The organism is Dongia sp. P2_B8 (assembly GCF_056404715.1).
The window spans coordinates 1-15,619 of sequence record NZ_JBFUDM010000001.1 but is presented as its reverse complement, the minus strand read 5'-3'; the positions used below and the strand labels follow the sequence as shown (position 1 = coordinate 15,619).

General features: G+C 57.3%; 12 protein-coding genes. 3 read left to right on the top strand and 9 right to left on the bottom strand.

Annotated features, from left to right (window positions below; translation table 11 throughout):
* Positions 1–195: 195 nt before the first annotated feature.
* The 8 genes from AC1DWZ_RS00060 to dgoD all read right to left on the bottom strand — a co-directional run bounded on the left by AC1DWZ_RS00060 (position 196) and on the right by dgoD (position 8,349).
* Positions 196–1,098 (bottom strand): aldose 1-epimerase, encoded by a 903-nt coding sequence (locus tag AC1DWZ_RS00060; RefSeq protein ID WP_477166809.1) that lies wholly within the window; start codon positions 1,096–1,098, stop codon positions 196–198.
* Positions 1,099–1,101: 3 nt separating this feature from the next.
* Positions 1,102–1,974 carry an SMP-30/gluconolactonase/LRE family protein gene (locus tag AC1DWZ_RS00055; RefSeq protein ID WP_477166808.1) on the bottom strand — a complete coding sequence of 291 codons (873 nt, stop codon included), beginning with the start codon at positions 1,972–1,974 and terminating at the stop codon, positions 1,102–1,104.
* Positions 1,974–2,753, bottom strand: coding sequence for a FadR/GntR family transcriptional regulator (locus AC1DWZ_RS00050; protein ID WP_477166807.1), 780 nt, complete (start codon positions 2,751–2,753; stop codon positions 1,974–1,976). Before AC1DWZ_RS00050 ends, AC1DWZ_RS00055 begins: the two co-directional genes overlap by 1 nt.
* A gap of 12 nt (positions 2,754–2,765) precedes the next feature.
* The gene (locus AC1DWZ_RS00045; RefSeq protein WP_477166806.1) at positions 2,766–3,668 is read right to left on the bottom strand and encodes an ABC transporter permease; all 903 of its coding nucleotides are present in this window, start codon (positions 3,666–3,668) and stop codon (positions 2,766–2,768) included.
* Positions 3,669–3,776: 108 nt separating this feature from the next.
* The gene (locus AC1DWZ_RS00040) at positions 3,777–5,282 is read right to left on the bottom strand and encodes a sugar ABC transporter ATP-binding protein (RefSeq protein ID WP_477166805.1); all 1,506 of its coding nucleotides are present in this window, start codon (positions 5,280–5,282) and stop codon (positions 3,777–3,779) included.
* 94 nt (positions 5,283–5,376) lie between these two features.
* The gene (locus tag AC1DWZ_RS00035; protein ID WP_477166804.1) at positions 5,377–6,354 is read right to left on the bottom strand and encodes a substrate-binding domain-containing protein; all 978 of its coding nucleotides are present in this window, start codon (positions 6,352–6,354) and stop codon (positions 5,377–5,379) included.
* Between the two features lie 39 nt (positions 6,355–6,393).
* Complete coding sequence (locus AC1DWZ_RS00030) at positions 6,394–7,170, bottom strand: SDR family oxidoreductase (RefSeq protein ID WP_477166803.1); 777 nt, start codon at positions 7,168–7,170, stop codon at positions 6,394–6,396.
* 6 nt (positions 7,171–7,176) lie between these two features.
* Positions 7,177–8,349 carry a galactonate dehydratase gene (dgoD, locus tag AC1DWZ_RS00025; protein WP_477166802.1) on the bottom strand — a complete coding sequence of 391 codons (1,173 nt, stop codon included), beginning with the start codon at positions 8,347–8,349 and terminating at the stop codon, positions 7,177–7,179.
* 420 nt (positions 8,350–8,769) lie between these two features.
* Here dgoD and AC1DWZ_RS00020 point away from each other — a divergent pair, with 420 nt between their 5' ends.
* The 3 genes from AC1DWZ_RS00020 to AC1DWZ_RS00010 all read left to right on the top strand — a co-directional run bounded on the left by AC1DWZ_RS00020 (position 8,770) and on the right by AC1DWZ_RS00010 (position 11,799).
* Positions 8,770–9,084, top strand: a complete 315-nt coding sequence (locus AC1DWZ_RS00020; RefSeq protein WP_477166801.1) for a hypothetical protein — start codon at positions 8,770–8,772, stop codon at positions 9,082–9,084.
* 923 nt (positions 9,085–10,007) lie between these two features.
* Positions 10,008–10,595, top strand: a complete 588-nt coding sequence (locus tag AC1DWZ_RS00015) for a hypothetical protein (protein ID WP_477166800.1) — start codon at positions 10,008–10,010, stop codon at positions 10,593–10,595.
* A gap of 478 nt (positions 10,596–11,073) precedes the next feature.
* Complete coding sequence (locus tag AC1DWZ_RS00010) at positions 11,074–11,799, top strand: class I SAM-dependent methyltransferase (protein WP_477166799.1); 726 nt, start codon at positions 11,074–11,076, stop codon at positions 11,797–11,799.
* A gap of 112 nt (positions 11,800–11,911) precedes the next feature.
* On the opposite strand, the gene AC1DWZ_RS00005 is transcribed toward AC1DWZ_RS00010, so the two are convergent.
* A partial coding sequence (locus AC1DWZ_RS00005) for a beta strand repeat-containing protein (protein WP_477166798.1) occupies positions 11,912–15,619 on the bottom strand: 3,708 nt, incomplete at its 5' end.

Genomic DNA, 15,619 nt, shown 5'->3' with positions numbered 1-15,619 from the left:
CTGGACTCCGCTGCTCAGGAGCCCAGTTGAGTCGCGATTGCCACAAAAGACTCCCGGCGGCCGGCCGATCTTAACGGCCGGAGCAGTCTTTCGTTTCACCCATTTCTCCGGCGGCGTCGATCATTGATGAAACGGGAAAATCTGGCTGTGCTGGCTGTCGGTGGCGAACCAGCAAGCTTGATCGCTCGCGGCCCGCTAACGCTGCGCCCTCCGAGATGCCAGAATCATCTCGCCGACGAGAGTCTCACCGGGTTGCAAAATCTTGAGCGGCTTGGCAAGACTATCGGCGGCCCTGCGAGCTGTAGCGCCTGTCGTGTGGCTTTGCGGCTCTAGGCAGAAGAAAGGCGCTGCCGTCGGCGTGTAGATCATGAGCTCTGGTAGCGAGGCCGAAGCAGACAGATTGATCGTGATCCCGCGTTCGATATCATCGATTACCAGGCTGCCGCGCCAATCTCCGTAACAATTGTTGCGCCAGCAGTCCGGCAGCGGCCGGCCGTTGGCGAAATCGAGTTCCGCCGGTAGCGAGATGGCATCTGTCGGAAGGTGTCCGGGACCCTCGAGCCAAAAGCGCTCAGCCATGAAGCTGAGCTGCATCCCTGGCATACGATGGAAGTATGGATGAAGGCCGATGCCTGCTGGGATCGATCGCCTGGAAATGTTCTCGATAGAGAGCGTGGCCTGCAACGAAGCGCCCGCTAGGGAGAGGTGCCAAGTGCTGCGAAAGGGAAATACCCAATCTCCCTCCTGGACAACCAGTTCCATCAGGCAATCGGTCTGGCTCGTTGCCACGATCGTCCAAGGCCTTTGCCAGCCGATGCCATGGAGGGCACAAGGCTCATCGGCGACATTTGAATGCAGGATCAATGGCGGTTCTACGATATCAATGCAATTGCCGCGAGCGCGATTGGCAAAAGGAACTAGCGGATGCATGGCCGACTGCGCAGCGCCGCCTCTCATGAGCGCATCAACCGATACAGGCCGGAGGATCGGAAGAAAGGTGCCAGTCGTCAATTTGAGATCAAGTCTGGCTACCGAGCCACCGATCTCTGGCGCGATCTCAAGATAGAGCTCATCGCTCTGCAGCGAGATGAGTTGCAAGGTCTACTCACGATAGGACGCGCGCGGCAAGCCCGGCACATCCACGTCAATGGCGAGCAATCCACCGGCCCAAGGTTGGCCGCGCAACGCCACCTCGGTGAGATCGCCTATCGCGGTAGTGATATAAAGCGTCTTCAGTTCCGATCCACCGAAAGCACAGCATGTCGGCCGCTGCACCGGCAGATCGATGATCCGGTCAAGCGTACCGTCGGGCGCAAAGCGTGTGATGCACCAGCCGTCCCAGCGGGCGTTCCAAAGATAGCCGTCGCGATCGACTGCGGATCCATCCGGATAGCCTTTGACCGTGCTTGAATTGCCGAAGGGCAAACGCGCGCCGATTGTGCCCGCCGCGGCATCATAGGCATATGCGCCGAGATCATTGGCAGCGGTATCGGCAAAGTAAAGCACCGTGCCGTCGGGGCTGAAGGCGATAGAGTTCGATATGCCGATCTCAGATTTCACCTTTCGCAGTCCGATCGCGGGATCCAGCACATAGAGGCTGCCGGTACTACCGCTGCCTTCCTTGTTCATCGAACCAGCGAGAAATCGCCCGCGCGGATCGGTGCCGCCATCGTTGAACCGGTTCGCCGGCAGCGTCAGTTCGGGTCGGGCGATCCAGGCGACGTTCTCACACCTGTCGTCGAAGGTAGCGAACCCGCTCTCGAAGGTACCAACAAAACCACCATTCTGGCGCGGCGCGAAAGCGGTGAGACCCTCAGCAAGATCGATTGCGGTCAGCTCGCCACCGCCAAGATTGAAACGATGCCAGCGTCGGCCGAGAATGTCGACCCAACGCAATGCATTCTCCCGTGCGACGAAGACCGGGCCTTCGCCTAAACTATTCTTTGCATCCGCGATCAACCGGACATCGCTCATCATTTGCTCCGCTTGCCGGTACGTTTGTCGGCAGAAGAACCAGCATTTGCGACGCGCATCAGATCTTCAGTTGCGATTCCGAGCAGGGCCTGCATCCGGGTCCTCGCCACATCCGGCTGCCGCATGCGGATGGCTTCCAGCACCTCCCCATGCGCCGCCAGCGTCGTCTGGTAGTTGAGCGAGGCCGAAGTCGTCAGGCGAAAGGCATTCCGCAGGGCGGCGCCAATGACATTACCGAGATTAGCAAGCACCGGATTGCGGCTGGCGTGCAGGATGGCGATATGAAAAGCGACATCGGCCTCCGCGCACGCGTCGAGATCAGTGAGTTTCGCACTACACATCGCATCATATGCTTCCTCAATGGCGGCGAGATTGCGGGATGTCGCCCGCCTTGCGGCCATCTCGGCGCTTGCGGGTTCAATGATCTGCCGCGCCTCCGTAAGTCCACGCACGAAATCCAGATCGGGTTCGATTTCGCCCATCCAGCGCAGTACGTCGGGGTCGAGTCGACTCCAGTCTTCCGATTGACACACCCGCGTACCGGCGCGCTGGCGCGATTCCAACAGGCCTTTGGCCGCCAGTGTGCGCACGGCCTCGCGCAAGGCGGTGCGGCTCACTTTAAAGGCAGCACCTAGCTCGCTCTCTGTTGGCAGAAGAGATCCTTGCGGGAAATGGCCGGAGAGAATTTGCTTGGCAAGGCCACTCACCACGCGGTCGCGGATTGACGTCGACGACGATCTCGCTGCCCCGATGTCGACGATACTGGCGACTTTGGCCATTTGTTTCCTGCCTCAGGCACGGTTCTGCTGATATTCGGCGATAACCACGGCCAGTATCAACAAGCTGCCCTTCGCTAGCAACTGATAGAATGTCGGCACGCTAGTGAGAATCATACCGTTATTGAGCACGCCGATGATGGCGACGCCAAGCAATGCACCGGCGATGGTCCCCTTGCCGCCCTGCAGCGCGCAGCCGCCGAGCACAGCCGCCGTGATCGCTTCCAGCTCCAACCCTTGCGAGCCGGAGATGGGCTGCCCAGACCCCGTCCGCGCTGCCAGCAGGATGCCGGCGATGCCAGCGAAGAAGCCACTCATCACATAAATACCCACGCGATAGGCGCTAACGTTGATGCCGGAAAAGCGAGCGACTATCGGATTGCCGCCCAGTGCATAGACATTGCGCCCGACGATACTTTTGGCGAGGAATATCTGAAAAAGGATCGCCGAGACAACCAGCACCCAGATTGGGAACTGCAGACCGAGGAGCGTGCCGACACCCATAAAGCGGAAGGTGTCGTTGAAGACAGAAATGGACTGGCCATCGGATAGGATGAATGCAACACCGCGAAAGATCGCCATCGTGCCTAAAGTCGCGATAACCGCGTTGACCCGGCCATAGGTCACAATGATGCCATTCACAAGCCCGGCGATACAACCGATGACGAGGCCGGCGAGGATTCCAGTCGCGGCCGAATCATCTATCTGGATCGCCATGGCGGCGGAAACGGTCGTCAGGCCGACGATCGACCCAACCGAGATGTCGAGTCCGCCAGCAACGATCACCACTGTCTGGCTCATGGCGAGAACACCGAGGATGGTGATGGCGAGACCTATATTGAGGATATTGCGTGATGAAAAGAACACGTCGCCGCGCAGGCTGCCGAAAATTACGAGTAAGACGGCGAGCGCAACCAATAGGCTCATATTGTGGATGCCGACGCGCTCCGTGAGATGCGCAAGGCGCCGTTTCCCCGACTGCCCATCGCCTTGCTCCATGGCCTCTCTCCCAATCGCACTCATAATTTAACCCGCTTTCTGAAGAGCTGTCGTTCTCTGCGGCATCGCCAGTTGCAGCAGGTTGCGTTCCGTAATTCCGTCGCCCTCCAGCATGCCGATGATTTCACCGCCGGCCATGACGGCGACGCGGTCGGCAAGACCGATCAGTTCAGGCATTTCGGAGGAAATGAGGACGACGGCCATACCTTGGGCCGCCAATTCATCTATCAGGCGATAGATTTCCGACTTAGCGCCGACATCGATGCCGCGCGTTGGCTCATCGAGAATTAGAAGGGCCGGTTGGCGCGCCAGCCATCGCGCCAAGATGACCTTCTGCTGGTTGCCGCCCGAGAGCTTCGACACCAACTCGTCGAGATTAGGAGCCTTGATCGCCATCTTGCGGGCAAGCTCTCCTACCACATCCATCGCAAGCCGACGGCTGAAGAAACCCATTTGCGCGGTCTTGTCGGGAATGCACAAGGCCGCGTTGTCGAGTATCGAACGGAACAACAGCAGTGCTTCATGCTTGCGGTCTTCGGGTGCAAAACCGATGCCGGCACGGATAGCCTCTGCCGGACTGTTGGCCATTACGGCCTTGCCATTCATTGTGACTGTACCGCTCTTGCGCCGATCGAAGCCCACGATCGCCTTGGCAAGTTCCGAGCGACCGGCACCCATCAGGCCGCCGATTCCCAACACTTCGCCGCGCCGGACGGTCAGGCTGATATCGCGGATCTTGTCCGTACGGAGCCCGGCAAGTTCAAGCACGACATCTCCGGGAACACGAGACGATCGGCGAAACAAGCTGCTGAGATCACGCCCAACCATGTGCCGGGTGATGGCTTCCTCGCTAAGCTCGGTCGTCGCGAACGTGCCGACTACGCGCCCATCCCGCAGAATGGTGACACGGTCGGAGAGCTCCATCACCTCATTTAGGCGGTGCGAAATGTAGACGATGGAGACTCCGTCCGCCTGCAGCCGCCGGATCACCTTGAAGAGGCGGCGCGCTTCGTCATCGGTGAGAGAAGACGTTGGCTCGTCAAAAGCGATTAATCGTCCTTGCGAACGGACAGCCCGCATGATCTCGATCATCTGCCGCTGGGCCGGTCCCAGTGCGTCGCATAGCTGGCGCGGGCGCAGATCGCGCTCCATGCCGAATTCGTTGATGATCGCCCGAGTCTTGATTTCCAAGGTCGACCAGTCGAGCAATAATCCGGCCTTCTTCGGCATGTCACCCATGAAGATGTTTTCCGCCACGGTGAGATAGGGAACTATCTCCGGCTCCTGATGGATGACTCGGATTCCTGCAAGATGCGCTTCGCGCGGCTCTTTAAACGCTACCGTCTTGCCGTCCATCGTCACGCTGCCGCTATCCGGCGGAAATACACCTTCGACGATACGCATCATGGTCGATTTGCCGGCGCCGTTCTCGCCTACCAGCGCGAGGATCTCACCGGCACGGACCGTCAATGCGACGCCGTCCAGTGCCTGGACGATGCCGAAGCGCTTGCTGATACCATGCAGGGTCAACATTATTCTGGTGGATAGATCGGAAGTTTGCATCCGAATGTCACCGTGAAAGAAATCGCGGATCGAGCAGCCCCTCGATCCGCGCTAGATTATACGCTTACTTGCAGAGCTTCGCTTTATAAGTGGTGGCGAAGTTGTCCGCAGTGATGAATTCCGGGCTGGTGAAAGTCTGCGTCGGAAGTTCCGTCCCATTCTTGATGGCATCGACCAGCAATTTCACGGCTGTCGCCCCGTGGTTTTCAGAGTTGAGCCACATTGTGCCCCGGAAGGCGCCGGGCTTGCCACCGCCGAAAGCGTCGCACGCCCGGCTACCGTCGATCCCGATGCCAATGCCTTGGTCTGGTTGGTAGCCGGAATTTTCCATGGCGCGCGCAGCACCCAGCACGCCGTCGTCGTTGCAGGAATAGAAGATCCAGTTGGTGACGTTGGGGTTGGCCGTCAAGGTTGTGGTCATGACGTCGATGGAATTGACCATCGTGTTATCGTAGGGCACGCGCACAATGTTCTCTGGCTTAAAATCCGGCACGGCCTTGAGAAATGCCTCTTCGGCACCCTTATTCCGCTGCATGCAGGTATCAGCCTTACGGTCCTCAATCGAGGCGATCCGCACTTCCTTCCCCGCCCATCCTTCTTGTTGATAAAGTTTGGCCAGTTCCTCGCCGACACGTGTGCCGATGTTATGGGCATTCATGCCGACATAGGGCACCTGCGTACCGTCCTGGAAATAGATGTCGTCATCGACCGCGACGAGCTTGATGCCGGCCTTCTTCGCCTTATCTGCTATCACTGGCCCTAAACCCTTGTCGGGCACGACGATGGCGATGCCCTTGACGCCGTCACCGACCATTGTGTCGAAGGTCGTCACGGTGAGGTCCGCATTGAACTGCACGTCCTGAGCCTGAAAGCTAGCACCTGCGGCTTCCGCCGCGGCCTTGGCGCCGGCGACCTCAGCGACGAACCAGGGATGGTCACCCATCTTATTGATATAGCCGATCTTGATGTCCTGGGCCGTCGATTGCGAAATGCCGGCCACCATGATGAGGGCCATTGTGATTGGCCACGCCGCATACTTCATTTTTGTCTCCTCCCAATTGAACCCGTTTCTCGGGTTTTCCTAATCGTGATAAAGCACTGAGCGGCCGCCATCGATGACGATCGTTTCAGCGTTGATAAACGGCGCCTCGTCCGAAGCCAGGAACAGCGCCGTCATCGCAACCTCTTCCGGTCGGCCGATCCGCTTGGGCGGATGCAGGTCATAGGCCCGGCGCCTTTCGGCATCAGGATCCGGAAAGGTATTCCAGTAGTCGATTGCAATAGGTGTCTCGATATAGCCCGGCGCGATGGCGTTCACGCGGATGCCACGTGCAGCGTATTCAACGCCAAGTGCGCGCGTCAGACCGAGCAAAGCATGCTTTGCTACGGGATAGGGGAAGCAATGCGGGATGATCTGGAAGGCGTGGCAGCTTGCAATGTTGACGATAGCACCACCTCCCGCCGTGATCATACCGGGCAGGACAGCGCGGGCGCAGCTCCAGCACGCCTCTAGGTCGAGCGCGAAACAGCGCCGCCATTCCTCTTCCGGCATCTCCAAAGGTTCATGGAAGACATTGGCGCCGGCATTGTTGATGAGGATGCGTGGTACACCGAACTTCTGTGTCGCTGCCGCTAATAAGCGCTCGATTGCGGCCTTGTCAGTGACATCCGTCTCGACGAACAGTGCTCTCCCACCTTCGCCTTCGATCGCGGACGCGACCGCGCTACCCGTCTCCGCATTCTTCTCTGCCACCACCACGGCAGCGCCTTCGCGCCCAAAGACACGGGCTATGGCTGCACCGATACCTTGACCGGCGCCCGTAACGATAGAGACTTTACCTTGGAGACGGTCGCTCATCTCGCATCACCAATCGACGATCGTGCCGTCAGGCATGACGGCGTTGCGGGCATGCAGAACTTCCTGCTGGAAGGGATGCTTTGCGATGACCTTCTCGTCCACCTCGATGCCGAGACCTGGCTTCTCAGGCACATCCCAACGGCCGGGCTTCCGCTCAATCGGCCATTGGACCACCTCGCCATACCAGGCGACGGCACCTGACATCTCTTCCTGGATCACGACGTTGGGTGTCGCGATTCCAAAATGCAGTGCCGCCACACCGGCGATCGGCCCCAGCGGATTGTGTGGAGCAAGGCCGATGCCCGCGGTTTCCGCCATGGCGGCGATTTTTTTGGTCTCCAGCAGGCCCCCGGTATGGCAAATATCCGGCTGCGCGATGTTGAACGCGCGCGCGCGGATCGCAGGCTCGAACTCCCGACGTCCCACCAACCGCTCACCTGAGGCGATGGCCACCGGCGAACGCGCGGTGATTTCGGCAAGGCCGGCCAGGTTTTCTGGCGGCACAGGCTCTTCGACGAAGAGCGGTCGGCTCGCGGCGATCGCCTGAATGTAGCCCATGGCGGCATTGACCGAGGCTGGGCGGCCATGAAAGTCCACCATGATGTCGATCTCAGGGCCAAGGGCCGCACGCAGATCAGAAAGCATTTCCCCTACACGGTCGATGCCTTGGTTGGTAGCCGTATAGTGGGTGTAAGGGATGCAGACGACTTTCACCGCATCGTAGCCGGCCTGCGTCACGATGCGGCCGCGCTCGACGATGCTGGCAGCGGTCTCCGTCTCGTATACGGCACGCATGTCGCCGAGACCGAGATGGGTATAGGTGCGCAGATAGTTGCGCACCTTACCGCCGAGTAAGCGCCACACCGGCACGTCCAGAGATTTGCCCAGGATGTCCCACAATGCGAGCTCAATTCCGCTCACCGCTGACATGCCAACGACACCGAGGCGCCAGAAGCCGTGGCGCGTCATTATCTGCAGACAGTGCTCGATATCGCGCGGGTCCTGGCCGATGAGAAGTGGGGCCAGATCTTCGACCGCTCCGACGACAGCGCGCGTCTTCCATTCCAGTGTCGCTTCGCCCCAGCCGAACAGTCCCGGTTGGTCGGTTTCCACCCGGACGAAGATCCAGTTGCGCATCTCGGCATTGCAGACGCGCGCGGTGACGGCAGTGATCTGCACCCTGAGCTCCCCAACATCATTTCTTTATTCATTTAGGTATGATTTATTATATCAAAGATCGACACTGTCAACTGGCAATATGGCCCGCTGAGTCGAGGCGGGCTTGAGCACGCGGCGTCCGGCTGCTGCTGGCGCCGGAGGGGCTGCGGCAAATATCTGCTGCCGAGATCACGATCACCCGCCCGTCGCCCTTTCGTTAGATATCTGGGCCGCTAAGAGCGCCGGCACCAGGAGCAAGGCGGGAGTTAATCTTCTGAAGAGGAGATCGGCACCGTCGAATGATGCACAGCCGCCGACACTGTTGCTGGACCAGGATATTGACGCTGCTGAACAGATATCGATCGATAGGGAACAGGCCGGACAGCACATCGAGATCAAGGTACCGGCCAGTTCATCCGCTGCGGCCAGGAAGTGAGACTGGTGATCGGCAACGATGACGGCAACTGTGCCGGCGTCGATGACCACTTACTGCGGGAGATCATTCAAGCCCGCCGATGGTTCGACGATCTAGCCAATGGGCAAGCCGCCAGTGTTACAGAGCTTGCTCGGCCATCCGGCATCAGCGCGCTCTATATCAGCAAGAAGATATCGCTGGCTTTCCTCGCGCCGGACATTACGGAGACGATTGTCTCCGGAACGCAGCCGATCAGTCTGACACCTGAGGCTCTCAAGCGGGCCTGTCCCCTCTCCTTCCCTGTATCGTGGGACGAGCAGCGGGCAAAACTGCTTACCTAATCCGCGTCTCGGGCAGCTCCACTCGAACGCTCACTCAATCTAGTGAAAGTCGACCCGAGGCAGACTGCAATCCGCCCCGATCGCATGGCAATTAGCAAGCCACCATATCCGGAACTTTGGCATTCGGAGACAAGGCCAGTGGCGGCCGCCGAATTCGCACCGTTTTGGCGTCTCTGTGGCATGCCTCGCGCGTCAACTGAGCCTAACCGGCGGGAATGTCGCGAGAATTCCGGAAGCCGCAAAACTGGCGAAGTAGAGAGGAAGAGTCTGGCTGTGCTGGCAGTCCGTGGCGAACCCGTCTCTCTTTATTTTCCCTGTTAAGCAGCGAAATTACAGGGAATCTCGCGATTTTGACTGACCAAAAGGCCCATTCGATTACCGCAATGCCCGCTATATCAGGCTCTTCGAGAGAATAATCGACTCTCAATAACAGGGAAAGTTACTCTCAAACAGGGAAAGTTACTCTCAGTAACAGGGAAAATTGCACACCGTAACAGGGACCTAAGCCGCGAAAATCAGTTGAGCATGGTAGCAGCGGCGTTCGATCGATATTCTCCGCGCCCCGTAAAACCGACCATTTGCTACCAAGAAAACTGTCCATTGCGATTTCGGCTTCGCCCGCTGCCGATTCTCCATTCTGGGTGTCGCGCGCCAATTTGAAACCATGTTCGGCAAGGCTTGCTGGGAGGGCCTTTGCGGCGACCAGATTTTCCCCGTCCGGTGCCGCGCTTATTCCCGATCCTTCCCCGGCGCCTCGCACTCTTCGACGTGGATGCGGTGCATCCCCGATCGCGCGGCGCCAATAAAATCTGATAAATACGACCACCTCACCTGTGGGAGCATATTTCTGCCGAAAGCTATAAGGATTTAGAAATCGTTCGGCCGGCCTATTGCCAAGCGGCAGCGAGGACGGGCGCGAGCGATTGCTTGACAGCGGATTCGAGCGCCATCTGGCCAACCGTCGGGGGATTAAAGGCGGCCATGGCGTTACCGATCTTCCGCTGCTACATCCCGAGCGAGTCGACTATGCGGTCAGAACGCTGACCGCAGTCAGCGCCAGCGTCTTCGGTCGCGATGATCTTGCCAACTTTCTAATTCGCGAAAGCAAGCTGGCCATCCGCGCACAGGGAATGTGCACACGCCTGCTGGCGGAGTCGGATGAGCAGATGCTTGATCTCGGCCGGCTGTCCCTCATCAGAGTATTTGAAACACGTGTGTCAGTTGGCAATTACGAAGCGCCGAACCTTGCTCCAGAGCAGGGTCACGTCGCAACACAATCGATCGAGGGTATTGGCTGTCGTCCAACGCGCCCCTGGATTTTCAACAGGCTCTCAGAGCTATTTCCCCACGTGTACTTGCCCAAAACACAACCCGCGCACGAGCACTTCCCAACGGATTGGACCGTCTCTCCCAGCGCCAGCACGACGCGTGCGGTCTTTGTCGCATCAAGAAGTCCTTTGGATAGCCCGTCTCTGGTCGACCATTTGATTGATAAACAGACACACCAATAACCTTACTGTCTGACAAGCTCTCCTACCGACTAGCAGTGTCTCAGCCGGAACCGCATTCTCTCTCAACCTAAGAGAGTCAGTGCCACGCCGCCGCGAGAGCGGGGGTTAGCGACTGCAGTACACTGGGATTAAAAGTCATCTGCCCGAGGGGTGGCGGGTCAAAAGCAGACATTGCTGTACGCAACTGCTCCACGTCATTCACGTTGGCATACTCGCCGTTTGCAAGCTCTATGATATTGAGTTTCTCATCCGCGCATGAGAGCGACGTGGAAGCTCTTGAACGTGGCGAACTTCTGACAGAATTAGGATGCAAATTTTAGCATTGAATTAGCCGAGAGGGACCGACAGGTCATTCCAGAAGCTTCCCCTGAGCTGAAGTAGGTTGCACGCATCACAGCTATCCATCTAGGCAGCAGCGCCACTCCTTGTTAAGATAATTGGAACATTCTGTGCTCTCGTATCAGTGAGGCCTCATCCAATGAATTTCGACGCGTTAAATCTAATATTTCGCAATCCAAGCTATAAGCGCAACAACAGCCGCCGCCAGGAGCATCTGGCGACGCTGGGCCTGGATGTCTTTGACAAATCTGTTCTTGAGCTTGGTGCAGGACTTGGCGATCACACCTCATTCTTCTTAGATCGTGGCTGCACCGTAACGAGCGTCGAGGCGCGTCCAGAGAATTGCCAATTCTTCGCAGCGACTATGGAATTCGTTGGGAAGCATGGCTATCTTCCTACTGCAAAGTGGAAACTGATCGAAGCCGATGTGGGCGCGTTGAGCCCCACTGCGCATGGCATATTTGACATCGTCTATGCCTACGGTATTTTCTATCACCTAGCTGATCCGGATAATGCTCTGAAGCTCTTTGCGACGCTGTGCGGTGACTTGCTCCTGCTGGAAACCTGCGTCTCGGTCGGTGATTACGAGGCCGCCAACATTGTTGCGGAACCCAAACAACTTCAGACTCAGGCTTTCGACGGTGTCGGCTGTCGGCCAACACGCCCTTGGATTTTCAACCGACTCGCGGCCCTCTTCCCATATGTCTATGTCCCGAAGACGCAGCCGGTTCACGAAGACTTCCCCATCGACTGGACAGTGGCACCGCAGACCGAACTGACCCGAGCGGTCTTCATCGCCTCAAGGCAGCCGATTGACAATCCGATGCTGCTAAGCGAACTGCCGGCGAAGCAATCCTATCGGTAGCCACGGGGAACGCCAGCAGCTTCTTGCTCGCTGACAAATCCCCCGAAATCGAAAAGAAGCCGGACCAGAGCGACGTCTGGTCCGGCTTTCCTCAATGCACTCTATTTCGCTCTCAATGCCACGCGGCAGCAAGAGTCGGCGTCAGAGCCTGCAAGGTCGTTGAGTCGAGCGTCAATTGACCGAGCGGTGGCGGACTGAAGGAGGCCATCGCCGAGCGCAGTTGCTCAACATCGCTCGCAGTTGCATATTTTCCATCGGAGAGTTGGACGGTATTGAGCTGGCGATCCGTACTGCTATACCAACCTTGGACCGTCACCGTGTCATTGGTGCCAATGATCGTCATGATCAGGTCATTACCAGATTGCGAGAACCAGACTTGGTCTATAGCAACGCCACTGGCAATGGAGAGTTTGTCGGCACCACCATCGGTATCGTAGGCATCAACGATGTCCACTCCACCAGAGCGACCAAAGCGGAACTCGTCGGCGCCTTGGCCCCCGATGAGCGTATCGTTGCCGTCGCCACCATCCAGGGTATCGTTTCCATCCGCGCCGGTCAGCGTATTGGCAGCGCTGTTGCCACTTATTTGATTGTCCAGCGCATTGCCGGCACCGCCGATGGCTGATCCACCCGTCAGGGTCAGATTCTCGACATTGGCCGCCAGAGTTGAGATTGCGACCGAGCTTTCGATAGCATCAATCCCTTCATTCGCATTTTCTGTTACGACGTCGCCGATATTATCAACCACATAGGTGTCGTTACCGGATCCACCGTTCAAGAAGTCATTGCCACCGCGGCCGTCAAGCCGGTCATTGCCCGCTGCGCCGTTTAGAATGTTCAGACCGATGGCGCCGATGATTACGTTGTCGAGTTCATTTCCGGTTCCTTCAGCCCCGCTGGTGCCGGTCAGAATGAGATTTTCTACATTCGCGCTGAGAGTATAAGTGGTTGTGGAGGTTTCGACGGTATCCGTACCTTCACCAGCATTCTCCGTCACGACATCGCTAGAAAGATTCACGTCGTATGTGTCGTTCCCCAGTCCACCAAACATCTTGTCGGAGCCAAATCCTCCAACAAGACGATTGTCACCAGCGTCTCCGGTAAGGCTATCGTTCTGAGAAGACCCGCTTAAATTTTCAATGTTGACCAGCGTATCACCTTCCGCATCACCACCAGAACCGGTACCAGCAGCTAGGCTTACTGTTACCCCTGTCAACGAACCTGAATAGTTGGCCCAATCAACACCAGATCCACCGTCTAAGAGGTCCGCACCACCCTTACCAGTCAACGTGTTGTTGTAGGAGTTTCCGATGATCACATTATTGAGCGCGTTACCAGTCCCGCTAACAGGGTTTGCAGTTCCAATCAGAGTCAGGTTCTCAACGTTGTCACCGAGTGTATAGGTAATCGAGCTCAAGACAGTGTCGATGCCTTCGTTGGCAATTTCCGTCACCACATCAACCGAGCTATTAATGACGTAAGTGTCGTTGCCAGCGCCGCCAATCAGTTTGTCAATCCCGGCGCCACCATCCAGCGTGTCGGCACCATCACCACCTGTCAGTTCATTCGCGCCGCTGTTACCTATAATGATATTGTCGAGCGCATTTCCGGCCCCATTTATCCCGCCAGATCCCGTCAACGTCAGGTTTTCGACATTGAGCCCAAGCATGTGAGAGGCAGAACTCTGAACCAGATCTATTCCTTCGCCCGCACTCTCTGTCACAACGTCGCCAACATTGTCCACCACATACATGTCATTGCCGAGCCCACCCGCCAACGTATCGACACCGGTCCCGCCATCAAGTTGATTGTCAGCACTATTGCCAACGATAACGTTGTCCAATGTGTTGCCGGTTCCGTTAAGCACCAAGCCGCCCGTCAACGTAAGATTCTCAATATTCGCGCTGAGGGTTGTTGCGACGCTTGAGAATACCAAATCGATTCCCTCGCCGGCATTTTCTGTTGTGACGTCAGCAATATTATCGACCACATAGATGTCGTTACCGGCCGCACCGACCATCGTATCAGCACCGGCACTGCCATCTAGTTTGTTGGCGGCACCATTGCCCGTTAGGATATTATTTAGGTCGTTGCCAGTACCATCAATCTCATCACTTCCCGTCAATGTCAGGCACTCAACATTCGTACCTAGAGTCGTAGAAATGCTCGACAGAACTAGGTCTATGCCTGCGTCGACATCTTCGATAGTCACATCACCAACGTTATCGACAAAGTAGATGTCGTTGCCACCGCCGCCGGCCAAGTAGTCTGCACCAATACCGCCGTCCAGCTGGTTAGCATTGCTATTGCCTGTAATGCGATTGGTTAGTTCGTTTCCAGTGCCATCGATCTTGCTTGTGCCCGTTAACACCAGATTCTCAACATTCTGCCCCAGCGTTATCGTCACATTTGCCAACACCAAATCAGAGCCAACGCTATCGGCTCTCTCAGTTATGACATCGTTCACGTTATCAACAACATAGGTATCGGCACCATCACCGCCATCCATGGTGTCCGCGCCGGCGCCGCCATCTAGCTTGTTATTGCGATTATCACCAATCAGAGTGTCGGCGAAAGTTGAGCCAGTCAGATTCTCAATTTCGAAGAGCGTATCTCCTTCGGCGTCGCCATAAAATGCGGCACTGTTCTTCAGGCTCACAAATACAGCGGCTTGAGAGTTCGAATACGTTACCGTATCTGTTCCATCTCCGCCGTCCAGGATATCAGCGCCTGCACCGCCATCGAGAATATTGTTGCCGCTACTCCCAATTAGCGTATCGGCGAGCCCAGAGCCCGTTAAATTCTCAATTGACGTCAGGCTATCGCCAGCAGCATCACCGCCAGTCGCAGTATTTTTTGCAAGATCTACGACGACTGCAGCGGCCGATCCCACGTAGGATGCTGTGTCGACTCCGATGCCACCACTAAGAACGTCTGCGCCCGCGCCGCCAATAAGGATATCGCTACCATCCTCACCATAGAGACGGTCAATACCTGCAGCACCAGACAGAGTGTCATCGCCTTTGCCGCCAAAGATCGAATTGTCGCCTGAGGTTCCAGTCATGGCGTCGTTAAACTGAGAACCGATCAAATTCTCCACGGTGACGAAGGTATCCCCTTGGGCAAACCCACCAGAGCCAGTATTTGCCGTCATGTCCACGGTGACCGCAGCATTGGAATTCGCGTAGGTCACGGTATCTATGCCTGCGCCCCCCGTCATGGCGTCGTTGCCGGCCCCACCGTCGAGTACATCATCTCCATTGCCACCATCTAAGCTGTTGGAAAGCGAGTTACCGGTCATGATGTTATTCAGCGTATTCCCGGTCGCCGTGATGCCAGAGAGGCCGGCGCCGATCGTCAGGTTCTCGACAAAACCCGCCATGGTGTAGCCGGTGACACGGACGTCAATCGTATCCGTGCCTTCGCCAGTCAGCTCCGTAACTAAGTCAGTAGCAGTTCGGACAATGTAGGTGTCGTCACCTTTGCCACCCTTCATCGTGTCGATCAGCGCATCGGTGCCACCGTCGAGCACGTTAGCGCCGGCATTGCCCGTGATTGTGTTCGCCAGGCCGTTACCCGTGCCGTTGATGTTTCCGGCACCCAGCAACGTCAGATTCTCAACGTTCGCTGTTAACGTGTAGTTGGCGAGGAAGGTCTCGACGCTATCCGTGCCCGTGCTGGTGCCCGACAGCTCCGTGACGATGTCGCCGGCATTGTCCACCACATAGGTGTCGTTGCCGTTCCCACCTTCCAGCGTGTCGATACCCGCACCACCGTCGAGGCGGTTGGCGCCGGTATTGCCGCGCAGCGTGTCGTTGAA

Excerpts from the sequence above, each read along its gene's own strand:
- AC1DWZ_RS00010 (WP_477166799.1), top strand. The coding sequence starts at position 11,074 with ATGAATTTCGACGCGTTAAATCTAATATTTCGCAATCCAAGCTATAAG.
- AC1DWZ_RS00030 (WP_477166803.1), bottom strand. The coding sequence starts at position 7,170 with ATGAGCGACCGTCTCCAAGGTAAAGTCTCTATCGTTACGGGCGCCGGT.
- AC1DWZ_RS00040 (WP_477166805.1), bottom strand. The coding sequence starts at position 5,282 with ATGTTGACCCTGCATGGTATCAGCAAGCGCTTCGGCATCGTCCAGGCA.
- AC1DWZ_RS00035 (WP_477166804.1), bottom strand. The coding sequence starts at position 6,354 with ATGAAGTATGCGGCGTGGCCAATCACAATGGCCCTCATCATGGTGGCC.
- AC1DWZ_RS00050 (WP_477166807.1), bottom strand. The coding sequence starts at position 2,753 with ATGGCCAAAGTCGCCAGTATCGTCGACATCGGGGCAGCGAGATCGTCG.
- AC1DWZ_RS00055 (WP_477166808.1), bottom strand. The coding sequence starts at position 1,974 with ATGAGCGATGTCCGGTTGATCGCGGATGCAAAGAATAGTTTAGGCGAA.